We start from the raw sequence: 22,150 nt of genomic DNA, 5'->3' as shown, positions 1-22,150 counted from the left end.
CGTCATGCGTATCGAGCCGCGCGCAATGCGTCGATCACGTGTTCGCGTGCTGTGCGAATCCGGTCGAGCCCGGTGCGGGCTGATTGCCAGAACGCGGTTGCCGAGCCGTCGGCGAGGATCCGGTCGGCGACGGCGTCCGGATCGAACGCAGCGCCGTTGACGACCCAGTCGTCGAGATGCAGGTCCGCATACGCGCCGAAGCCCTTGCGCTCGTAGCTGACGTGGAACGCCGGCACACCTTGCAGCACCGATTCCAGCGCGCCGTGCAGGCGTACCGAGACGACCCAGTCGGGCGCATCGTGCGCGAGCAGCGTCTTGAGCGGCACGAGCGCGTCCTGGATGCCCAAGCTGCGGTAGTACGCGGCGTCGTCGTTGCCGCGGCAGGCGCTCTGCACCGCGAATGAGATACGGCAGTGCGGGCGGACACGCTCGATCAGCCGTGCAATCGACGTGCCGTAACGCGCGCGCTGCGAGCGGCTCCATGCCGGCGGGTGACGCAGCACGAATGCGACGTGATGCACGCCGTCGCCGGAGCGTGCGGCCCGCTGCAGGATCGTGCCGCTGCGGCGCTCGAAATCCAGCACGGCGAGATCGGGCGCGCGGCGCGTGTTCGCATTGGCGGCAAGGAACGCGGACGAGCGGTCGTCACGCACGAATACCGTGTCGAACGACGCAAGCAGGCGGCGCAGGTGCGCGCCCGCCGGCCACACCGGCCGCACGGGGCCGATGCTTTGCGGCAGGTACACGGCCGGCTTGCCCGAGGCCTTCGCCGCGCGCATCTGCAGCAGATGGCCGGCCTCCAGCTTCAGGGCCTCGAAGCAATTGAGCGCGCGCAGATAGCCGCCGCCGACGCCGACGATCAGATCGACGCGATCGAGCAGGCGTCGCAAGTCGTGCAGCCGCCCGTTCGCGCGCACGGGCAGCACGAAGCGGGCCGCGCCCGTCACCCGGCTCGCGCCGTGGTCGGCCAGCACGGGCGCCGCGCCGACGTCGTCGTATGCGGGAAACGAAGCCGGATCGGCCGCGACGATCGAGATCCGGGTCGCATCGCCGAATGCGTCGCGCAGCAGCCGGACGGACAGATCGACCAGCAGGCCGTCTCCGGAATTGCGCGCGCTGTACGCATGCAGCAGCGCAACGTGGGTGGTCGGGGTCATTTCGGCTCCTGGTGAACGACATTGCGGTAGAGCGCGAGCGTGTTCCGGACCATCGCGACGGCTGAATAGTGTTCGAGTGCGTGCGCGCAGTTCGCGCGCATGCCGTGCCGCAACGCTGCGTCGTCGGCAAGCGTGACGACGGCGTGCATGAAGTCGGTCGTATCGTCGTCGTTCGGCACCACGAGGCCGATGTCGTGCGAGCGAATCAGTTCGGCTGCACCGGCCACGTTCGATGCGACGATCGGCACGCGCGCGGCCAGTGCCTCGAGGCAGACGTACGGAAAGCCTTCATAGCGGCTCGGCAGCGCAAAGAGGTCGAACGCGGAGAAGTAGCGATTCGCGCTTCCCACGGCGCCGACGACGCGCAGGTTCGGCGGCACGTCGTCGGCGTCGGGGCCGGCTGCCGCATCGAAATCGCCGGGGCCGATCACGACGAACTGCACCGCGTTGCCGCACCGGCGATGGACGCCGCGCGCGATGCGCACGAGCCGGTCGACGCCCTTCTGGTGCTCGAGGCGGCCGACGAAACCGACCACCACTGCATCGCTCGGCAGGCCGAGCGCGCGTCTCGCGTCGTCGCGCGGCATCAGCCGCGGCGGTGTCACGCCGTTGACGATCGTGTCGATGCGGTGGTCCGGAATGCCGAGCGCGTCGTGCAGATGCGCCGCCTCGTCGCGCGAGACCGCGACGATCCGGCTCGAGCGCAGGCAGCCGAGCACGCGTTCGACCGTGCCGTAGAAGCGGCGGCGCCAGCCGCGCAGCGACGGGTTCAGCGTATACACCGCGTGCGGCGTATACACCTGCCGCCACGGGCCGATGCACAGGCGCGCGATCGCGCCGGCCTTCGAACTGTGGCTGTGCACGATGTCGGGACCGATGCGCAGCAGATGCCGGTAGAGCCGCGCGACGGCAAGCGCGTCGCGCCAGCCGACCGCGCGCCGCATCGGCACCGCGTGAACGGACCGGCAATGCGCGAGCACGCTCGCATCGAGAATCGATGCGTCGAAACGCGCGCCTTGCGGAACGATCAGATGCAGCTCGATGCCGTCGTGCGCGCTCAGGCCGCGGATCAGGTCGGCGAGATGAACGGCGACGCCGCCGCCCGCCGCTTCGACGACAAGCGCGATGCGAAGGCGCGGATGCGGGCCGGGCACCGTGCGTGCGGGGTGGAGCGGTGCGGAGAGGGCGCTCGCTCGGGATGTGTCGGTGGCGGGGCGCGCGTTGCGCCCGAGATCGATCGTGTCGCTCATCGCGAGCCTCCTTGGCGAAGCCGTGCCGTCAGCGCACGCAGTGCGCGGCGTGCCGGCGATGAATGGGTGTCGCGACGCGGCGCGTTGCCGTATCGCGTATAGCGGTAGGCGCCGTAGCGGCCGCCGTAACGGCCCGCGCGCGGGATGACGCCGTTGAGCAGCACGCCGGCTGTCGCGATGCCGTTGTGCGTGAGTTGTCGTGCGGCTTCGCCCAGCTCGGCGAGCCGCGTTGCGCCGGCGCGGGCGACCAGCAGCACGGCGCCGGCATGCCGGCCGAGCACGACCGCATCGGCGACCGCGAGAATCGGCGCGGAGTCGATGACCACCGCGTCGTAGCGCGCCGACCATTCGCCGAGCAGCGCGGCGATCCGCTCGTCGGCGAGCAGCGCGTCGGGGTTCGGCTGCAACGCGCCGGTCGCGACGAAGTCGAGGTTCGGCACGACGCTCGCGTGAATCGCGTCGTGCGGCGCGAGGTCGCCCGACACGATCTCGGCGAAGCCGCGCTCGCGCGCGACGCCGAAATAGTCGTGCAGATAACCTTTGCGCAGGTCGCCGTCGACGAGCAGCACGCGTGCGCCATTCGCGGCGAGCAGCGCCGCGAAGTTCGCGGACACGAACGACTTGCCCGCACCCGGCGCCGGGCCGCTCAGCAGCAGCACGTTGTTGCGTGCGCCCTGCATCGCGTAGCGCAGCGCGGTGCGCAGGCTGCGCAGGCTTTCGATCGCCGCATCGTGCGGTTCGCGCACGCTCAGCAGATGCGGGCCCGGCGCGTGGGTGGCCATCCGGCGTGCGACATGCCGCTGCTCCGGCGAATCGGGAATCGTCGCGTAGACGTTGATGCCGAGGTGGCGCTCGATTTCGTCGGCGCTGTCGACGCCGCCGAACAGGAAATCGCGCGCGAACGCGAGCCCGACGCCCAGCACGAGCCCGAACAGCGCGGCCGCGCCGATCACGATGGTCCGCTTCGGGCGGACGGGCTCGTCGGGCACGGTCGGCGCGTCGACGAGCCGCACGCTGCCGGTCCGGCCCGCCTTCACCAGCTCGAGCTGCTGCGCGTTGCCGAGCAGCGCGGTATACAGATCCGTGTCGACCTTCACGTCGAGCATCAGCCGCAACGCGTTCTGCTGGAGATCGGGCAGGCGCTTCACGTGCTGCTCGACGTCCTGCTGCTGGCGTCGCAGCGTGCCGATCTGCGCGTCGATCGCGATCATGTCGGGATGGCCGGGTGCGAAACGCGTGGCCATCTCGTCGCGCTTCTGCTGCAGTTCCAGCAGGCGCGTTTTTGCGTCGGCGGTCTGCTGCAGCACCAGCTTCGCTTCCTCGGTCAGGTCGACTGCGCCGTGCGCGTTGCGCATGTCCGTATAGCGCTGCTCGGCTTGCTGAAGCTGCTTCTTGAGGATCGGCAGTTGAGTGTTGAGGAACGCCAGCGACTGCGCGGCGTCGGCGGACCGGCGCTCGATGTGCTGTCGGACATAGTGGTTCGCGATGGCTTGCAGCGTGGCCTGCACGCGCTGCGGATCGGGGCCGCGCAGCGTCGCGACGATCACGCCCGACTGCTTGACCTTCTCCTGAACGTCGAGCGTGCGGCGCAGCGTGTCGATCGTCTCCGCGCGCGACTGGCGCACGACCGTGAAGCGCGTGCCGGGCTGCGCGTCGACGCGCGTGAGCTCGACGACGAGCGGGCCGTCCGCCGTCCGGAACGTTTCCGTCCGGCCATGCTGCCCGACGACGGGCGCAGACAGGCCCGGCCCCGACAGCCGGTAGCGGCCGCCGTCGAGCACCGTCAGTTCGAAACGGTCGCCTTCGAGCGGTTTCGGCACGTCGAAGCGGGGGAGTTCGGCGCGCTCGTTGCCCCATGCATAACCGCCGATGCCCAGCACGCCGGGGCGCGCCACGTCCGGGTTGAAACGCGAGATGAAATCGCCGACGACCGGAAAGCGCTTCGGCCGCACGTCGATATAGCTGCGCAGATCGTCGACGGCGCGCGTGACGACGAGCCGCGACGCGAGGATCTGCGCTTCGGCCGCAGCAGTCGACTTGACGTCGAACAGCGACGACACGTCGCCGAGCAGGCTCTTCGCGGCGGATGCGTCGCCGCTGTCCTCGATCTGCAGCAGGATGTCGGCCTGGTATTGCGGATGACTGAGGAATGCGTACAGCGTGCCGGCGCCGACGCATGCGGCAGTGACGCACGCGATCAGCCAGCGATGGGAGACGAACGTGTCGATCACGCCGGCCAGCGTGATCTCGTCGGCATGCTCGGGCATGCGCGGAGGGGGAGAGGTTGGCATCATCGGGTCAGTCCGGAAGTCGGGAGGAAGCGGCAGGCGGCTGCGGGGCCGCGTCTGCCGAGGTGATGGGCTGCGTGGCCGGTGCGAGACGCGCGCACCAGTCGTCGACGCCGTGCTCGATGAGCCGCAGGCTCTGCTCGAACAACGGGCGCGTGCCGCAATACGGATCGGGTACGTCGAAGCCCGGACGTGCGTGGCCGGGCGCCGCGCAGAATTCGCCGAGCGTGAACACGCGGCCCAGCAGCGACGGATGACGGCGTTCGAGCGCGCGCTTCTGTTGGCGCTCCATCGTCAGGATCAGGTCGGCTTGCGCGCAGAGCGGCGGCGTGAGCAGACGCGCGCGATGCGCGGCGATGTCGAGGCCGCGTTCGCGCATCAGCGCGACGGCGAAAGGCTCGGCCGGATGCCCGACGAGCGCGCCGAGGCCGGCCGACTGCACGTCGACGCCCGGCAGGCGCGCGCGGAACAGCGCCTGCGCCATCGGGCTGCGGCAGATGTTGCCGACGCACACGACGAGCAAGGTGGCGAGCGCGCTCATTTGATGGCGAGCGCCGCGGCCATGGCGCTGGAGTTGACACCGGGCAGCAGCAGGCTCAGCACGCGGCTGAAGCGCACGAGGCTGTTGCCGTCGACATAGACGATGTCTTTCGGCTGCAACTCGAACTCGTTCGCGAGGACCATCGACACGGGCGAGCGCGCGTCGAGGTGGAACACCTGCGGGCTGTCGGTCTGCGAGCCGCGGATCACGAACAGTTGAGCGGCGTCGGCCGTGTTCGGATTCACGCTGCCGGCCTGCGACAGCGCGTCGGACAGCGTCAGCCGGCCGTCGCGCAGCGGCAGCGCGAGCGACGGCTTGTTCACCTCGCCCATCACGTAGACGCCGTAATCGCTGCGGCTCGGCACATGCAGCAGATCGCCGGTGGCGAGCACGATGTCGGCCGGGTTGCGGCCCTGGCGCAGCAACTGCGTCAGGTCGAGCGAATGCGACACGCCGTCGCGCACGAGTGTCATCCGGCTCTGGTCGGCGGCCGGATTCAGGCCGCCCGCGCGGCCTAGCGCTTCATAGAGCGTCATCGGCACGTCGTTGACGGGCTGGTTGCCCGGCGCGCGAACTTCGCCGTCGATGTAGACCTGCTTCGAACGGAACGACGCGACGCGCAGCGTGACCTGCGGATTGCGGTAGGCACGCGCGAGCGCATCGGCGACGCGCGTCCGCGCGGCGTCGGCGGTGAGGCCTGCGACGCGCACCCGGCCGGCGAACGGGAACGCCAGGTCGCCGTTCTGATCGACGACGAAGCCGCTGACGGGATCGGCGGCGTGCGGTGCGTTCGGCGTCGCCGCGCCTTGCGCGGCCGCCAGCTCGGGGTGATCCCATACGGTGATCTGCAGCACGTCGCCCGGGCCGATCCGGTACGCGCCGGGCGATGTCGTCAGCAGGTCTACTTGCGCGGCCAGTTGCTGCGCCGCCTGTGCCTTCAGTTGGCGAATCACGTCGGGGCCGATCTTCCGGATCTGGTAATGCGGCGCTTCACCGTCGGGCCGGGCATCCGTCGCGGATGGCGGCGGCGGCTCGACCATCCGCATGCCGGGGGCGAGTGCACAGGCGGACAGCGCGACGCTGAGCGTCGCGATCGACAGTATCGGTAACAGGCGGGCGGCGCGCGGGCGCGCGGCTCCGGTCCGCGCGTTTGCGACGGATTCCATAGGCATGGCTTTCTCCAGGAATGAGCGCCGCGCGGCGGCGCCCCGTGCGTGATCAATACGCGTTGTGATGTGTCCAGCCGCGCGTGATCGTCGCGGCGACGATGCGCATGTCGAGTGCGAACGACCAGTTGCGCAGGTAATGCAGATCGGCTTCCACGCGGCGTTGCATCTTCTCGATGCGATCCGTTTCGCCGCGCAGGCCGTTGATTTGCGCCCAGCCGGTGATGCCGGGCTTGACGCGGTAGCGATGGATGTAGCCGTCGACGATCGTCTGGTACAGGTCGTCGTGTTCGAGCGCGTGCGGACGCGGGCCGACGACGGACATCTCGCCGCGCAGCACGTTGATGAACTGCGGCATCTCGTCGAGGCTCGTGCGGCGCAGGAATGCACCGATGCGGGTCACGCGCGGATCGTCGGGCGTCGCTTGCCGCACGCTGCCGTCGGCAGCGGCATGCATCCGCATCGTGCGGAACTTGTAGATCGCGAACGCCTTGCCGTCCGCGCCCTTGCGTAGCTGACGGAACAGCACGGGGCCGGGCGAAGACAGCCGGACGGCCGCCGCGATCGCGAGCAGCAGCGGGGCCGTGCCGACCAGCACCGCAGCCGCGAACAGCCGATCGAAGATCGCTTTCTGAACCAGTGCGCGAGGCGAGAGCGGAGACGCGACGAGGTTGATCGCCGGCGCACCGACCAGGTCGACCATTTCGCCGTCGAACATCGCGAGCTGGCTGACGTCGGGCACGAGGCGGACGTTCACGAGGTCGTGCCGGAATGCATCGAGCACGCGAACGATGGCGCCGGTTTCGGTGATCGGCAGCGCGATCCAGACTTCCGGGATCGCATGCGCCTGCACGTGCGCGGCGAATGCATCCAGCGTGTGAAAGACTTCGATGCCGTTAGCGCTGCCTTGCGCGGAACGATCCGGATCGAGCACGGCTGCCGGGCGATAGCTCGCCGACGGCGAGTGCGCGATCCGTTCGAGCACGGCGGCGCAATGCGCGCCGCCGCCGACGATCGCGACTTGCCTGATGCGTTCGCCCTGGTGGACGATCCGTTCGAGCGTCGCGCATGCGACGAGCCGAAACGCGACGAGTGCGATGCCGCTTGCCACTGCCCAGAGCAGGAACCCGTTCAGCGGCACGGGCAACGCGCCACGCATCGCGAACATGACGATTGCCGATCCTGCGAGCGCGAGCAGCCATGCAGCGACGGTGAGGAGTGCGATGCGACAGGTCGCGTGATGGAGCGGTGTGCGTGCCACGCCGAATGCCGGGAACAGGACCATCGTGAACGCCGCCGTGGTCGCGACGATTGCGACGTTGTCGGACGGATCGATGCCGTCGCCGGGAAAAAACCACGCTGCCGCCGCGGCGCCGACCGCGATCAGCGCGATGTCGACGATGCGCGTGAGGAACCCATGGACCGCCGACGGAGCGGCGGCGCGCTGCTGTTCGAGTGCCGTGTGCATATACCCTTCGCTACCGTTTTATTTGATGCGGCGCCCGTCGCCTCGCGCACGGCGCAACGCGCCGCGCCGGGACAAGACCGGGCGGTGCAGTTGCTTCCGTTTCACGGGAGTGGTTGACGAGGAGAGAGGCGCTGCGTGCCTTGGAGGTCGATCGCTTGCATCGTGTTGGCCGGACTTTTAAATACGGTCAGATCCGGGCCTGGGAGGGTGATGCGTTGGATTCGACTCAACCCAGGGCAATTTTCGGCAACATGGGAGGTGAATTAAATGGGACGCGTATTAAATGACCCTATAGGCAACTGGTACATGTACGAATGAGGTGTGGCGGGGTTTCCGAGATACGTGTGCCGCGAGAGACGGGGTGTCGATTGCTCCAGTCGTCGGCGCAGGATTCGGAGAAGCGCGTCGGCCTGGGCGAGGGGGGACGGTAGCGGGCGATGCCGGGACGGCATGCGGTTTCGGGGGCGGGCGATTTGCGATGCGTCGCAAGTAATTCGGCGCCGACGCGTGATGGATGAGGTGATGCGCCGGCGGCGTCGTGGGCGATCCGCGCCGGGTTGTGTCTAAATCAGGATAGCCAATCGCGAAAATGATGAATGGCCTGCGACGCCGTCATCGATAGTGTCGATGCGGGCGTCTGTGTTACGGCATGGGCGGGGGCCATGCCTTTCGTCAAATCGGCCCGACACGCGGCGGACAACTGCATGTGCTCGACGAAAGCGATGCGTCTTTGCTGACGCTTGCATGCGCTCGATCAGGCATGACTGAATTGCTGCGGTTTCGCCGGCGGGACGATGATGCGGCTGCAGTGGTGTCCATCGAAGAGACGCATGAGCGTGCCATGCACGCATGGACGGCATCATTGTCCCGCCTGTTGCTCAGCCCTTCGCGACGACGTCGATGCGCAGCGCTTCGCCGCCGGCGACGATTGCGAGCAGGCGATCGACGTTCGGGTGCGCGCCGGGGCGGTTGCGTGCGTCGGCGGTGTGTTCCGCGAATACCGCGAGGCCATGCTCGGCAGCCTTTGCGTCGAGCGCGCCGAATGCCTGCTTCAGGTAGTTGTACACCGCGAGCGAACCTTGCTTGCCGGGCTGGTTCTCGATGCTGGCGACCACGTCGCCGTTCGCGCCGACGAGATCGATGCGCGCGATGCCGTCGATGGTCGGCAATTGTGCGAGGTTGTCCTTGAATACTGCGGTAGCTTGAATCACTGAAAACACTCCGTCGGTTCGGTCCTGGGCCAATGAGGGGGCCGGCCGTATCTTATCCGATCGGCCTCGGTGCACCGGCCAGCGCGGCCGCGTCGCGCGAGCGCTCGATGTCGGGGCTGCGATACGCGCGCTCGGGAATCTCTGCAAGCCGCGACGCGTGCACCTGCTGCGGCTCCAGGCCGTAGAACTTCTGAAAGCTCATTATCAGCGGCGACCATTTGTCCGGGTCGATGCGATCCGGATACGCGTCCATCAGCAGGTCCGGATGCACGTGCACGCGCTGGATGCGGACCTCGAACAGCGTGATCTTCCCGCGCAGGTCGGGTGTTTCATCGGCGAGGCCGTGCGTGGCCGCGACGACCGCTTCCAGGTGAATCGGGCATTCGAGCGCCCGCGGCGGCGACACGGTTTGCGATGCCGCCTCGGTGAGCCCGGCCGTACCGAACTTGTCGGGTTCGTACACGTAGCCCCTCGCGCGCTTGCCGTCGGGCACCGGATACGTGCCGGTCGTGCGCGCGATCCGGTCGACCGCGGGCGCTTGCGCCGGCGACGGCAGGTTCAGCACGCATTCGCCGGTGCGCAGCAGGTTGCGGGTGGTCTGCGAACTGGCGGCGATGCCGATCACGCCGCGCCAGCCGAGCCAGAACGCGGACGAGATCGGCGCAAGATTTGCTGTGCCGTCCTCGTTCAGCGTGCTGACCAGCACGACGGGCGTGCCGAAATAGAGGATGTTCGGTTCGGTGACGCGATGCGGAGCGTTCATGGTCGGAGCCTTCGTTTCGTTGAGGGATCAGTCCGCATGCTGATCCCGTCGCGGCCGCGCGGCGCTCCGATTCTTGTCGTGTCATCCGGAGGGCGGCGACGCGATGGAGGAACGGGAATTGCGCGTCATGCGCAGGTGGTGCCCGGAAGGCGGCGGGCCGTTGCGGCGGCCGGTTTCCCGCGTCCGCACGCGCCGGCATCGTGCCGGCTTTTCCGCTACAGTAAGACATCGCCGACCGCACCCGCCGACCCGACGCGGTCACGTTCCAGCATTCCACACGAGGGCCCCGATGCATACCCCGCAACGCTATTCCGAAGAAGCGCCCACGCGCGCGGAAGTCGACGCACTCGCCGGCGCGACTGTCATCGAATTCGGCGCGAACTGGTGCGGCATCTGCGCGGGCGCGCAACCTGCGATCGTGGCGTCGTTCGCCGCGCATCCCGCCGTGCGCCACCTGAAGATCGAGGACGGGCCGGGCCGCCCGCTCGGCCGCTCGTTCCGCGTGAAGCTGTGGCCGACGCTGGTATTCCTGCGCGATGGCGTCGAAGTCGCGCGCGTCGTGCGCCCCGCCGATGCGCAGCAGATCGAAGCCGACGGCTTCGCCGCGTTGGCCTGAGGTCATCGCCATGCAACAGGCCATCACACACATCGCCGTCGACACACACGGCAGCGGCCTCGTCGAATTCACGTCGCAGGTGCGCGCTTTCGTCGACCAGCAGTCGATCCGCACGGGCCTGCTCACCGTGTTCTGCCGGCATACGTCGGCATCGCTGCTGATCCAGGAGAACGCGGATCCATCGGTGCGGCGCGATCTCGAACGCTACTTCGCGACGCTCGCGCCGGAAGACGACACGCGCTACGAACACGACACCGAAGGCTCCGACGACATGCCGGCGCATCTGCGCACGGCGCTCACGCAGGTGCAGTTGTCGATTCCGGTCGAGCATGGACGCATGGTGCTCGGCACCTGGCAGGGGATCTACCTGTTCGAGCATCGACGCGGCGCGCATCGGCGCGACATCGTGCTGCATTTGATCGGCGAATGGACGGGAACGTGAGCGCGAACGCGTGACGCAGCGCTGGCGCGCGATGCCGTGCGCGTTTGCACGTGGCGCACCGATTCAGCCGAGCAGCTTTTCGACAAGGGCGCCGAGTTCGCGCAGGTGCACGGGCTTCGGCAGGAACTCGTCGAACACCTGCTTGTTCTCATGCAGAGCTACCGATTCATAGGCGCTGACGCCGAGGATCGCCGGATGCCGACCGTCGTCGTCCGGCTGCGCGACGGCGCGCATGCGCCGCGCGACCTCGAAGCCGCTCAGGTCCGGCAGTTCGAGATCGAGCACCACGATGTTGTAGCGGCCCGTGCCGAAGCGTGCGACGCCTTCCTGGCCGGTGCCGCACAGATCGGCGTCGATGCCGAGCGCCGACAGCATCGCGCCAAGCGTTTCGCGCGCGTTGTCGTTGTCGTCGACGACCAGCGCGCGCCGGTCGCGATACGCGGCGGCCGCCGACAACGCGGGCGCTTCGCCGGCGGCCTCGACGAAGTCGGGCACTTCGACGGGCAGCGTCACGACGAATTCGCTGCCTTCGCCGACCACGCTGCGCACTTCCACATGCCCGCGCAGCGTCGTGACGATTTCGCGCACGACGGCGAGCCCCATGCCGATCCCGTCCACGTGCAGCCCGACCGCGTCGTTCGCGCGATAGAACGGCTCGAAAATCTTCGGCAGATGCTGCTTCGCGATGCCGGCGCCCGTGTCGCGCACGGCGAGCTTCAATTGCTGGCCGGCCGGCGCGTCGGCGAGTGTGATCGATACCTTGATCGACCCGCCGAGCGTGTACTTGACGGAATTCTCGATCAGGTTCGACAGCACCTGTCGCAACAGCTTGCGGTCCGAGCGGATCGCGAGATCGTGCGGCGCGACCTGCTGCGTGACCGCGATCTGCTTGGCCTCGATCTTCTCGCGCAGCGGCTCGATGACTTCGGCGAGCAGCGACGCCATGCCGACCGTTTCCAGTTCGGCGAGGCGCTTCGTCGAGCGCAGCTTGATGTAGTCGGTGAGGTCCTTGACGAGCGCTTCGAGCGACAGCGCGGAATTCTGCAGCCGCCGGATCGTTTTCAGGTTCGCGTCGGACTGCGGACGCGCGAGCAGGATCTCGATCGACCCGCAGATCGCCTGCAGCGGCGTGCGCAGCTCGTGGCTGACCATCCCGAGGAACGCGTTCTTCGCCTCGATCATCTCGAACGCGCGATCCGACGCCTTGCGCTCCGCGTCGAGCGCCGCGTTCTGCCGTTCGAGCAGGTCGTCGCGCGTGCGCATCGTATAGAACAGCAGCAGGAACAGTGCGCACAGGATCACGCCGAGCACGATGCCGAGGATCAGGATCGCGCGCTGCTTTTCCTTCAGCTGATGGAACGTGAAATCGCGCTGCGCCATCTCGATTGCGCGGAAGTAGTTCGCGAGGCCGTTGACCTTCGGCCAGTACGCATTGACCTCGTCGATCACCTGCTGCGCGCGCTTCGGCGCACCGCGCAGCAACGGCACGTCGCGCTTCAGGCGCGTCATGAATTCACCGAGCGCGTCGATCTCGTTGCGCGCGCGCGGAATGCGCAGCCAGTATCTGGATACCTCGGACGGCCGCTGGAGGAACCCGAACGACACCGACAGGCTGTCGAGCTGCATTTGCACGTGATCGAAGTCGTCGTCCTCGTGCGTCGCGTAGAGGATCAGTTGCCGATCGAACCGCGTATAGACGTTCCGGTATTGCGCGGCCGTCCAGAACACGCCTTCGCGCGGCCCTTCGAGCACGCCCTCGTTGACCGATGTCGCAAGCAGATCCCACAGCAGGAACGCCCACGCGGCGAATCCCATGATCCACAGCGACCCGAGGACCAGGATGATTTTTCTGTTTTTCCGCCGCCGCCGCGTCATTTCACTTCACGGTCAGGCCGATGATCTGCCACGCGAACTTGGCTTCGCCGAGCGGCGTCTTCAGCTCGTCGGGATACTGGTCGCGCGGATACATGATCCACAGCGGGCCGTAGTTGTCGTTGCCGAGCACCTTGCCGTTCATCGTTCGCGCGAGGATCACGCCGTATCGGTCGGCGTCGGACACGGGGATCGTGAACGTGTATTCGTCGATACAGCGGAATTCGATCTGCGTGCCGTGCGCGCCGACGGCCTTCAGCACGTCGGACAGGCGCGGGCCGGTGAAGGTCGCCTTCGGCGTCCAGCTCGTCGACGTGACTATCGTGTGCTGCGGCAGCGCCATCAGCGCCTGCTCGGAAAACACGTACGCCGTCTTGCCCTGCTGGTTGCTCTTGTCGATCTTGCCGTCGACGGTGAACGTAAACGACGAAGCGGCCCAGGCCGCGGCAGCCATGCCGAGCAGGCAGGCCGACAGCAGGCTCTTGGTCCAGATGGTCGCAACTCGCATGTCTTGCCCTCGCTCGTGTCGTTGTGATGTCTCGTTGTGGTCTCAGCTCGCGGCGGCCACGGCCGGCAGCGCGATCTTCAGTTCGCGTGCCACTTCGGCGAACAGGATCGGCAGGCGCACCGGCTTTTCCTCGCAGCGCGCGTTGTAGTGCGACACGATGTGCGCGATTTCGTCTTCGCTGGCTTCCCCGGTCGAGATCTTGCCGGTCAGCAGGAAGATCGGCGCGCCGCTGTTCTCGCTCGAACGGATGCCGCGCACGAGATCGGCGGCGGTCTCGTCGCCGAGCATCCAGTCGAGGATGTAGCCGTCGAAATCCTCGACTTCCAGCGCCTTGCGGAACGCGGCGCCGTCGAAGTACGGGATCGCGTTCACGCCTTTTTCGATGAAGTATTCACATACCGTTTCGGCGACGTCCCGCGAATCGTCGACCACGGCGATCCGCGCCGCGTACACGTTCGGCTGGGTCGAGCGCAGTTCGATGACGTCGACCGGATACGTGCGCCCCTCGCGTGCGTGCTGACGCTCGGTGACAAGCCATTCGCCTTGCCACTGCAGCGCGACGAAATCCGTTTCGATCTGGCTGCTGGCCTTCGTCGAGATTGCGGCCCGGCAGCGAAAGCGCCGCGACTCGATCACGAGCGTCGCGTCGACCATCTCGGCGGCGGCCGGCTGCGTGCCTTTGTCGTCGAGCAGGATCGCGGGCGGCACGCCGAAGTGCGTCGCGATGTCCTGCAACTGCGACAGGTTCCACGGGATCAGGCCTTTCATCTTGCGCGTGACGACCGAGAAACTGAGGCCGAGCACGTTCGCGATCGTCGTGTTGTGACTGCGCGGCGGGATGCCGTTCCGGTTCAGTAGGTCGCGCACCTTGTTGGCGGTGATGAGATCGACGTTGGCCTGCTCGCTATTGGACATCTCGATGGGGTCTCCAGGGGTTTTGGCGAGGGAGAGCATATCAAAAGTGACGCGTCACGCAAACTTTGAAAACGCGAAGGACCTTGACATGCCATTTTTCTCCATTATTATTGCTCACCACGTCACTATTGTTTGTCGCGTCATGTTTGGAGATCGGTGCCGGCCACAGTCGGTACCGCAAAAAGCGGCAGCAATGAAGCAGTGACTGAACGATTCGAAGAGAGAGCCTGAGAGAGCCTTGGATAGCGTGTCGGCGTTGGCGGATTTTATCCGCTGCGCCGCGCGCAGCCGGGTGCGAGCTCACGGGGGTGAAAAGCTCGAAGAATTGCGGCGCAAATAAAACTTGAGGGAAGTACCAAAATGTACCGCCGTTTACTCGCACCGGGGCTGCTGTTGCTGTTGGCCGCGTGCGCGCAGGACCCGTCCGTGACCAGCAACACGGTGCGGATCTGCGACGACACCGGCTGTTCCTATCGACCTAAAGATCAGGTCTCCTACCCAAATAAGGACGATGCGGAAGATCGCGAAGACCCGCGCATCGTCGCGCTGAAGCAGGCCGCGAAGGCCCAGCCGAAGGCGGCCTACGATCTCGGCCTGCGTTATTTCCGCGGCGACGGCGTGCGCCAGGACAGCTACCAGGCACTCAAGTGGATGCGCGACGCCGCCGAGCGCGGCAACTTGCAGGCGCAGAAGGCGCTCGGCAGTTTCTACCTGTTCGGCCTCGAGGAGATGGGCTCCGATCCGCGCGAAGCGGACAAGTGGCTGTCGATCGCGGCCAGCCGCGGCGACAAGGAATCGAAGAAGCTGCTCGAGCTCGCGCGCAAGGCGAAGAAGGAAGACGAAGAAGACTGGAAATGGCGCACGCAATGGCGTGACGTCTATTACGGCTACTGGTACTCGGGCTATCCGTACTACGGCGTCTGGAATCAGACGTACTGGTACTACTGACCCGGCCGGAAGCAACGGGGGCGGCAGCGGGGAGACCACCAACGCGCCATGCCCGGGGGGCTTACGAAGTTCGCACGAACACATAAGCCGAACAACGACTCTATCGATCGATAACGACATGAAGACCATCCTTTCCCATCGTCTTACTCAAGGTGCGCTGGTCGCAGCGCTTTGCGCGTCCGTCGCGGGGTGCGGCGGCGTGGTGACGCCCGGCGGCCAGAACGCCGGCGTGACGGGCGCCGCGGCAGGCGGCACGAGCGCGGGCGCCGATTCGGGGCTGCAGCGCTGCGCGTCGCCGCTCGGCACGATCGCGGTCGACGACGGCCGCAACGCCGACTGGTGGGGCCCGTTCGGCAGCGCGACCAAGATGACGACGATCGACCCGCTGCTGCGGCTGGCGGTCCAGCAGTCGAACTGCTTCGTGATCACGTCGATCGGCAACCAGAAGAGCGACGCGCGGCTGTCGCGCATCACGCAGCTGCAGCGCGGCTCGGGCGAATATCGTGCGGGCTCGAAGCAGCAGAAGGGCCAGCGTGTGGCGGCCGACTACTACATGGAACCGCAGATCGTCATCAACGATTCGCCGATCGGCGGCATCGGCAGCATGATCGGCGGGCTGATCGGCAACGGCGCGGTGGCGGCGGTGGCCGGCCATCTGCAGACGAAGGCGTCGGTCGTGACGCTGACGCTGTTCGACGTGCGCTCGGCCGTGCAGATCGCGGCGTCGGAAGGCAGCTCGACGGCGACCAACTACGGCGCGGCGCTGGGCGGCTTCGGCGGCGGCGTGGGCGGCGCGCTTGCCGGCTTCTCGTCGACGCCGGAAGGCAAGGCGACGGTCGTTGCGTTCATCGACGCGTACAACAAGATGGTCGTCGCGCTGCGCAGCTACAAGGCGCAGGACGTCAAGGGCGGCCTTGGCCGCGGTGGCCAGTTGCAGGTCAACTGACGTCCCCGGGCCGGCGGCTGATTCCTGATTCGCGACTGTCCGTGCGCGCGGCGTTTCCGCGCCGGTGATGGTGTTGCTCTACTTCAAGCCGGCGAACTGCACGGGCTTCCTGTGCGCGACGCCGAATCCGCTCACGCAGAACTGAGCGGGCGCCTCTGGCGCGGCAGCGTCGCGCGGGTCATTCACCGCTGAATGACCCGCGCTCGCTGAATCGAGTGCCTCAGATGCGCCACGTCATCCGTGGACGCATCTTTTGCCGCCGGCTTGCCGGCGGCGTTTCGTTTACGCGTGCGTCCCGGAACGTCGCGTGCCGACTACCGACGGAAATCTCGTTACCCGTTGCGGAAAATCTCCGCATACGCGCTCAACGCCGGCACGCCACCGAGGTGCGCATACAGCACCTTCGACCCCGGCTCGAATTCCCCGCGCCGCACCTTGTCGATCATCCCGTGCATCGACTTGCCTTCATAGACCGGATCGGTCAGCACGCCCTCGAGCCGTGCACACAGCCGAATCGCCTCGAGCGTGCCGTCGTTCGGCAGCCCGTATTCGGGGCCCGCGTAGCGCGTGTCGAGCACGACGTCCTGCTCGTCGATGCGACGTCCGAGCTCGACGATTTCAGCCGTATGCCGCGCGATGCGCGTGATCTGCGCATGCGTCTTCTCCGGCGTCGCGGATGCGTCGATCCCGATCACGCGATCCGCGCGCCCGTCCGCCGCGAAGCCGACGACCATCCCCGCCTGCGTGCTGCCCGTCACCGAGCACACGACGATGTAGTCGAACTTGAAGCCGAGTTCGGCTTCCTGCTGCCGCACTTCCTCGGCGAAGCCGACGAACCCGAGCCCGCCGAGCGGATGCTCGGAGCATCCGGCCGGAATCGGATACGGCTTGCCGCCCGCCTGCCGCACGCCCTCCATCGCTTCTTCCCAGCTACGGCGGATGCCGATGTCGAAGCCGTCGGCAACGAGCCGCACGTCGGCGCCCATCATCCGCGACAGCTGGATATTGCCGACCCGGTCGTACACGGGGTCTTCATAGTTGACCCAGTGCTCCTGCACGAGCACGCATTTCATCCCGAGATGCGCGGCGACGGCCGCGACCTGCCGCGTCTGGTTCGACTGGACGCCGCCGATCGACACGAGCGTGTCCGCGCCCTGTGCGAGCGCGTCGGGGATCAGGTATTCGAGCTTGCGGGTCTTGTTGCCGCCGAATGCGAGGCCGCTGTTGCAGTCCTCGCGCTTCGCATACAGCTCGACCTTGCCGCCGAGGTGCGCACTCAGGCGCTTGAGCGGCTGGATGGGCGTGGGGCCGAACGTCAGCGGATAACGGGGGAAGCGTTGCAGGTTCATTGAATCTTGTCTCCGGAAAGGCGGGTTGGCGCGTGCATCGGTGCGCTCGGGAAGAGCCGGCACGACGTCTCCCGATGGAAAAATGATAGGCAAGCATGCGAGAAATGAGCTTGCGAAATAAATATCGTCGGCCTACGTTGATAACGAATCGAGTGTTGATCAAGCAATTCGAGTTCGAAAAATTCGAGGAAGACGCAATGAAATTAAGTGGAAGACCGGCGGCGCCGGCCGATGCCGCGCCCGCGCTCGATCGCATCGATCGCGCGATCCTCAGGCAGCTTCAGCAGGACGCGTCGATCTCGAACGTGAGCCTCGCCGCGAAGGTGAAGCTGAGCGCGCCGGCGTGCCTGCGGCGCGTCGAGCGGCTCAAGGAGATGGGGATGATTCGCGGGATCGTCGCGCTGCTCGACCCGAAGCCGCTCGGGGCCGGCATGCTCGTCGTGATCGGCTTCGTGCTCGACCGCTCGACGCCGGAAGCGTTCGCCGCGTTCGAGAAGGCCGCGCAGAAGGTGTCGGGGTGTGTCGAATGCCATGTCGTGACCGGCGAATTCGACTATTTCATGCTGGTGCGCACGCGCGACAACGAGAGCTTCAACCGGCTGCATGCGGAACAACTGATCTACCTGCCCGGCGTGCGGCAGGTGCGGTCGTTCATGGTGCTCAAGGAGATCCTGTCGACGCACGCGTTGCCGGTGTAGCGGAGCGCGCCGGCGGTTCCCGGCGATCACGGCTATGCCATTTGGTCGATTGAAAATTCTCGATTGGTTGTATACAATGGGAATTCAAATTAACCCATTTGGGAGTCGCGATGACAGCAACCACACCTGCGGCCCGTCAGTCTGCCAAGCGGGCTGACGCGCCCCGCGCCGCGACGCCGGGGGGCGGCTCGAACGGTTTGGGAGCCGGCAAGGGCGATTTCGACACCTTTCGCCGGTTGGCACCGATGTCGCAGCGACGCGCGATCGCGGAGGGTTTCGATGCGGTCATCATCGAGCGCGTCGCGCGCGAGTTGCTCGGCGTGCCGGTTCAGTCCCTCTTGAGTGCGCTGAGCCTTCCCAGCTCGACCATTCTGCGGAAAATCGCCAAACACGACCGGTTGTCGCAAGGCGAGTCCGATCGCGTTGCGCGCGTGCTCTATGTGCTGGATCTCGCTACCGATCTGTTTGAAGACCGCGAGCGCGCAGCGGTGTGGATGAGCCGGGCGAACGCGGAACTCGACGGGTTGAAGCCGCTCGAAGTGCTCGACGTACAGCCCGGCTACGACCGGGTGCGCGACATTCTGAATCGTGCCCAGTTCGGGGTCGCCGCGTGAGGTTGTATCGTCTCGCGAAAGAACGAAAGGGGCACTACCTGGCCGACGACCTGAGCGGGAACGGCGCGGCGATCGCAGGTGGCCGCTGGAATCCTCGCGGCATGCGTGTGCTGTACACCTGCTGCCATGCGTCGACGTCGTTGCTCGAGGCGCTCGTCCATATGTCCGGCTTGCTTCCCGCTGGCGGATTTTTTTTGGTGACGCTGGAAGTGCCCGACACCGTCCATGACAACGCGTACCAGCCGGACCTGCCGGACGATTGGGCGGTACTGTCGCGGGATCCGGAGTCGACCGCCCGGATCGGGCAGGTCTGGCTGGAAGCGGGCGAGCCGTTGGCGATGCGCGTACCGTCAGTCGTTTGCCCGACCGACTTCAACTTGTTGCTGAACCCGCTGCATGCGGAATTTGCGTCGAGTGTGAAAGTGATCAGCAAAGAAGCGTTCGCGCTGGATCCTCGCCTCTTTGGCTAATCGGTTGTATTTTTTTTGATCGACGAATCGTCGTTGGCTGCTGCGTGGTCGCGTCGCCCGATCAGCGCTGCCATGGCGCGACGCCTGGCTGCACAGACTTGCCAAGACGCTCTCGCGCGTCGCGCACGATAGTCGCATCGAGTTCCCCGTCATCCACCAGCGCCTTCAGCGCGGCGAGCACGATGCTCGCGCGGTCGACCTCGAAGAACGCGCGCAGCGCGTCGCGCGTGTCGCTGCGCCCGAACCCGTCGGTGCCCAGCGTCACGTAGCGGCGCGGCACGTATGCGCGGATCAGTTCGGGCACCGCGCGCACGTAGTCGGTTGCGGCGACGACGGGCCCGCGCGTCGTGGTGAGCGCGGCGGTGACGTACGGTGTCGAGTGCGCGTCGTCGTCGAGCCGCGTGCGCCGCTCGGCTTCCATCCCGTCGCGTTGCAGTTCACTGAAGCTCGTGACGCTCCACACAGCCGCGTCGATGCCCCAGTCGTCCTTCAGCATCCGCTGCGCGGCGAGCACTTCGCCGAGGATCGCGCCCGAGCCGAGCAACTGCACGCGTGCCGTTGCGTTCGAACCGGACGGCAGCAGGTGCATGCCCTTCAGGATGCCCTCGCGCCGCGCGGCCGGTTCATCGTCGGGCATCGACGGCTGCGCGTAGTTCTCGTTCATGACGGTCACGTAATAGAACACGTCGCGCTGCTGCTCGACCATCTCGCGCATGCCCGCATCGACGATCGTCGCGACTTCGTACGCGAACGCCGGATCGTATGCGCGGCAGTTCGGGATCGTCGACGCGGCGAGGTGGCTGCTGCCGTCCTGGTGCTGCAACCCCTCGCCGCCGAGCGTCGTGCGCCCGGACGTCGCGCCGATGAGGAAACCGCGCGAGCGCTGGTCGGCGGCGGCCCAGATCAGGTCGCCGATGCGCTGGAAGCCGAACATCGAGTAGTAGATGTAGAACGGCAGCATCGGCAGGTCGTGCACGCTGTACGACGTCGCGGCGGCGATCCACGACGAGATCGCACCCGCTTCCGAAATGCCTTCCTCGAGGATCTGGCCACGCGTGTCCTCGCGGTAGTAGAGCATCGAACCGAGGTCTTCCGGTTCGTAGCGCTGGCCGAGCGGCGAATAGATGCCGACCTGCCGGAACAGGCTGGCCATGCCGAACGTGCGCGCTTCGTCGGCGACGATCGGCACGACGCGCGAGCCGATGTCGCGATCCTTGATCAGCGCGGCGAGCATGCGCACGAGCGCCATCGTCGTCGACATCTCGCGGCCGGCCGCATCCAGCGCGAACGCTCCCCAGGCCGGCATCGAAGGGACGGTCAGCCCCTTCGATGCCGCCATCCGCCTTCTGGGCAGATAGCCTCCCAGGGCAGCCCGGCGGGCATGCAGGTAACGCATCTCCGGGCTGTCTTCCGCTGGCTTGTAAAACTTCAACTGTTCGACGTCGCTGTCCGACAGCGGCAACCGGAAGCGGTCGCGGAACGCCTTCAGATCGTCGACGTCGAGTTTCTTCTGCTGATGGGTCGTCATCCGGCCCTGGCCGGCCGCGCCCATCCCGTACCCCTTCATCGTCTTCGCGAGAATCACGGTCGGCTGGCCGCGGTGCGCGAGCGCGCGCGCATACGCGGCGTGCAGCTTGCGCGCGTCGTGGCCGCCGCGGCGCAGGCGGTCGATCTCCGCGTCGGTGAGCTGCGCGGCGAGCGCTTCGAGCGCAGGGTCCTGGCTGAAGAAGCGCGCGCGGTTGTATGCGCCGTCGTTCGCGGAGAAGGTCTGGAACTGCCCGTCGACCGTATTGGCGAATGCGCGTGCGAGTGCGCCCGCGTGGTCGCGCGCGAACAGCGGATCCCAGTCGGAGCCCCACAACACCTTGATCGTGTTCCAGCCTGCGCCCGCGAACTGCGCTTCGAGTTCGTCGATCACGCGGCCGTTGCCGCGCACCGGGCCGTCGAGCCGCTGCAGGTTGCAGTTGATCACGAACACGAGGTTGTCGAGCCCCTCGCGCGCGGCGAGCGACAGCGCGCCGAGCGATTCGGGTTCGTCCATCTCGCCGTCGCCGAAGAAGCCCCACACGGTGCGGCCCGCGGTGTTCGCGAGGCCGCGGTGCTGCAGGTAGCGCATGAAGCGCGCCTGGTAGATCGCGTTGATCGGGCCGATGCCCATCGAGCCGGTCGGGAACTGCCAGAAATCGGGCATCAGCCACGGGTGCGGATACGAGCACAGGCCCGGGCCGGCGATTTCGCGGCGGTAATGCTTCAGGTGATCCTCGGTGAGGAAGCCTTCGAGATACGCGCGCGCATAGACGCCCGGCGACGAATGCGGCTGGAAGTAGACGAGATCGCCGCCGGCCGTGCCGGGCGCGTCGCCGGCCGCGGGCGATGCCGCGCGGAAGAAGTGGTTGAAGCCGGTCTCGAACAGGTCGGACGCAGACGCATAGCTCGCGATGTGGCCGCCGAGCTCGCCGTAAGCGCGGTTCGCGCGCACGACCATCGCGAGCGCATTCCAGCGCAGCGCGGCCGACAGCCGCTCCTCGAGGTCGAGGTCGCCCGGATACGGCGGCTGTTCGGCGAGCGGAATCGTGTTCAGGTAGCGCGTGACGGGCGTGCGCGGCGACGCGAGGCCGGTTGCGCGCGCATGCTCGGCGAGCCGGTCGAACAGGTATTGCGCGCGGTCGCGGCCGACGTGCGCGACCACCGCGTCGAGCGCCTCGAGCCATTCGGCGGTTTCTTCCGGGTCCGCATCGACGCGCGCGAGGGCCGCGCGCTGCGCGTGTTCGATACCGTTCGACAGATCCGTCATGAGAGTCTCCCGCGCGCCGGCGGCGGCACGCATCAATGGGACTCATGCTACGCGCCGATCCCCAGAATATGCGTCTGATTTCATTCAGAATTTGTCGTTGTATAGTGTAAATATTCTGGAATCGTCGCGAGAAA

20 protein-coding genes are annotated in these 22,150 nt (G+C 66.9%); 7 read left to right on the top strand and 13 right to left on the bottom strand.

What is annotated here, in order from left to right:
- Window positions 1–2: 2 nt before the first annotated feature.
- The 8 genes from ABD05_RS20005 to ABD05_RS19970 all read right to left on the bottom strand — a co-directional run bounded on the left by ABD05_RS20005 (window position 3) and on the right by ABD05_RS19970 (window position 9,844).
- Window positions 3–1,157, bottom strand: coding sequence for a polysaccharide pyruvyl transferase family protein (locus ABD05_RS20005; RefSeq protein ID WP_047901869.1), 1,155 nt, complete (start codon window positions 1,155–1,157; stop codon window positions 3–5).
- The gene (locus tag ABD05_RS20000; RefSeq protein WP_047901868.1) at window positions 1,154–2,407 is read right to left on the bottom strand and encodes a glycosyltransferase family 4 protein; all 1,254 of its coding nucleotides are present in this window, start codon (window positions 2,405–2,407) and stop codon (window positions 1,154–1,156) included. Before ABD05_RS20000 ends, ABD05_RS20005 begins: the two co-directional genes overlap by 4 nt.
- Entirely contained in the window at window positions 2,404–4,701 is a 2,298-nt protein-coding gene (locus tag ABD05_RS19995) for a polysaccharide biosynthesis tyrosine autokinase (protein WP_082146169.1), read from the bottom strand. Before ABD05_RS19995 ends, ABD05_RS20000 begins: the two co-directional genes overlap by 4 nt.
- A 4-nt stretch (window positions 4,702–4,705) precedes the next feature.
- A complete protein-coding gene (locus ABD05_RS19990; RefSeq protein ID WP_047901867.1) occupies window positions 4,706–5,236 on the bottom strand; it encodes a low molecular weight protein-tyrosine-phosphatase in 531 nt (176 codons plus the stop codon).
- A complete protein-coding gene (locus tag ABD05_RS19985) occupies window positions 5,233–6,408 on the bottom strand; it encodes a polysaccharide biosynthesis/export family protein (RefSeq protein ID WP_148669118.1) in 1,176 nt (391 codons plus the stop codon). Before ABD05_RS19985 ends, ABD05_RS19990 begins: the two co-directional genes overlap by 4 nt.
- 46 nt (window positions 6,409–6,454) lie before the next feature.
- Window positions 6,455–7,870: an undecaprenyl-phosphate glucose phosphotransferase gene (locus tag ABD05_RS19980; RefSeq protein WP_047901865.1), complete on the bottom strand. Its 1,416-nt coding sequence runs from the start codon at window positions 7,868–7,870 to the stop codon at window positions 6,455–6,457.
- A gap of 878 nt (window positions 7,871–8,748) precedes the next feature.
- Window positions 8,749–9,081: a DUF2322 family protein gene (locus ABD05_RS19975; RefSeq protein WP_047901864.1), complete on the bottom strand. Its 333-nt coding sequence runs from the start codon at window positions 9,079–9,081 to the stop codon at window positions 8,749–8,751.
- A gap of 52 nt (window positions 9,082–9,133) precedes the next feature.
- Window positions 9,134–9,844 carry a flavin reductase family protein gene (locus ABD05_RS19970; protein WP_047901863.1) on the bottom strand — a complete coding sequence of 237 codons (711 nt, stop codon included), beginning with the start codon at window positions 9,842–9,844 and terminating at the stop codon, window positions 9,134–9,136.
- Between the two features lie 289 nt (window positions 9,845–10,133).
- Between ABD05_RS19970 and ABD05_RS19965 the strand changes: the two genes are divergently transcribed.
- On the top strand, window positions 10,134–10,460 hold the full coding sequence (locus ABD05_RS19965; protein ID WP_047901862.1) for a thioredoxin family protein: 327 nt from the start codon (window positions 10,134–10,136) through the stop codon (window positions 10,458–10,460).
- Window positions 10,461–10,470: 10 nt separating this feature from the next.
- Window positions 10,471–10,902: a secondary thiamine-phosphate synthase enzyme YjbQ gene (locus ABD05_RS19960; protein WP_047901861.1), complete on the top strand. Its 432-nt coding sequence runs from the start codon at window positions 10,471–10,473 to the stop codon at window positions 10,900–10,902.
- Between the two features lie 63 nt (window positions 10,903–10,965).
- Here the strand turns inward: ABD05_RS19960 and atsR are convergent, their stop codons facing one another.
- Genes atsR through ABD05_RS19945 form a run of 3 tightly spaced genes read right to left on the bottom strand, consistent with a single transcriptional unit; the run spans window position 10,966 to window position 14,197 of the window.
- Window positions 10,966–12,777 carry a hybrid sensor histidine kinase/response regulator AtsR gene (atsR, locus tag ABD05_RS19955; protein ID WP_047901860.1) on the bottom strand — a complete coding sequence of 604 codons (1,812 nt, stop codon included), beginning with the start codon at window positions 12,775–12,777 and terminating at the stop codon, window positions 10,966–10,968.
- Between the two features lies 1 nt (window position 12,778).
- Complete coding sequence (locus tag ABD05_RS19950) at window positions 12,779–13,282, bottom strand: putative pterin-binding protein (RefSeq protein WP_047901859.1); 504 nt, start codon at window positions 13,280–13,282, stop codon at window positions 12,779–12,781.
- 42 nt (window positions 13,283–13,324) lie between these two features.
- Window positions 13,325–14,197: a response regulator gene (locus ABD05_RS19945; protein ID WP_047901858.1), complete on the bottom strand. Its 873-nt coding sequence runs from the start codon at window positions 14,195–14,197 to the stop codon at window positions 13,325–13,327.
- 360 nt (window positions 14,198–14,557) lie between these two features.
- On the opposite strand from ABD05_RS19945, the gene ABD05_RS19940 reads away from it, so the two are divergent.
- On the top strand, window positions 14,558–15,145 hold the full coding sequence (locus ABD05_RS19940; protein ID WP_047901857.1) for a tetratricopeptide repeat protein: 588 nt from the start codon (window positions 14,558–14,560) through the stop codon (window positions 15,143–15,145).
- Window positions 15,146–15,263: 118 nt separating this feature from the next.
- Entirely contained in the window at window positions 15,264–16,091 is an 828-nt protein-coding gene (locus tag ABD05_RS19935) for a hypothetical protein (protein ID WP_047901856.1), read from the top strand.
- A 332-nt stretch (window positions 16,092–16,423) separates the two neighbouring features.
- Here the strand turns inward: ABD05_RS19935 and ABD05_RS19930 are convergent, their stop codons facing one another.
- Window positions 16,424–17,440: a 1-aminocyclopropane-1-carboxylate deaminase gene (locus ABD05_RS19930; protein ID WP_047901855.1), complete on the bottom strand. Its 1,017-nt coding sequence runs from the start codon at window positions 17,438–17,440 to the stop codon at window positions 16,424–16,426.
- A 197-nt stretch (window positions 17,441–17,637) separates the two neighbouring features.
- Here ABD05_RS19930 and ABD05_RS19925 point away from each other — a divergent pair, with 197 nt between their 5' ends.
- The 3 genes from ABD05_RS19925 to ABD05_RS19915 all read left to right on the top strand — a co-directional run bounded on the left by ABD05_RS19925 (window position 17,638) and on the right by ABD05_RS19915 (window position 19,222).
- On the top strand, window positions 17,638–18,138 hold the full coding sequence (locus tag ABD05_RS19925; protein WP_047903668.1) for an Lrp/AsnC family transcriptional regulator: 501 nt from the start codon (window positions 17,638–17,640) through the stop codon (window positions 18,136–18,138).
- A 110-nt stretch (window positions 18,139–18,248) separates the two neighbouring features.
- On the top strand, window positions 18,249–18,752 hold the full coding sequence (gene parS, locus ABD05_RS19920; protein ID WP_238594173.1) for a type II RES/Xre toxin-antitoxin system antitoxin: 504 nt from the start codon (window positions 18,249–18,251) through the stop codon (window positions 18,750–18,752).
- Window positions 18,749–19,222: an RES family NAD+ phosphorylase gene (locus ABD05_RS19915; protein ID WP_047901853.1), complete on the top strand. Its 474-nt coding sequence runs from the start codon at window positions 18,749–18,751 to the stop codon at window positions 19,220–19,222. Before parS ends, ABD05_RS19915 begins: the two co-directional genes overlap by 4 nt.
- 61 nt (window positions 19,223–19,283) lie before the next feature.
- On the opposite strand, the gene mdeB is transcribed toward ABD05_RS19915, so the two are convergent.
- Window positions 19,284–22,016 (bottom strand): alpha-ketoglutarate dehydrogenase, encoded by a 2,733-nt coding sequence (mdeB, locus tag ABD05_RS19910; RefSeq protein ID WP_047901852.1) that lies wholly within the window; start codon window positions 22,014–22,016, stop codon window positions 19,284–19,286.
- Window positions 22,017–22,150: the final 134 nt, after the last annotated feature.

It is taken from the genome of Burkholderia pyrrocinia (assembly GCF_001028665.1).
Lineage (GTDB): Bacteria > Pseudomonadota > Gammaproteobacteria > Burkholderiales > Burkholderiaceae > Burkholderia > Burkholderia pyrrocinia.
The sequence above is the reverse complement of the archived record's forward strand: the minus strand, read 5'-3'. Positions and strand labels throughout refer to the sequence as shown.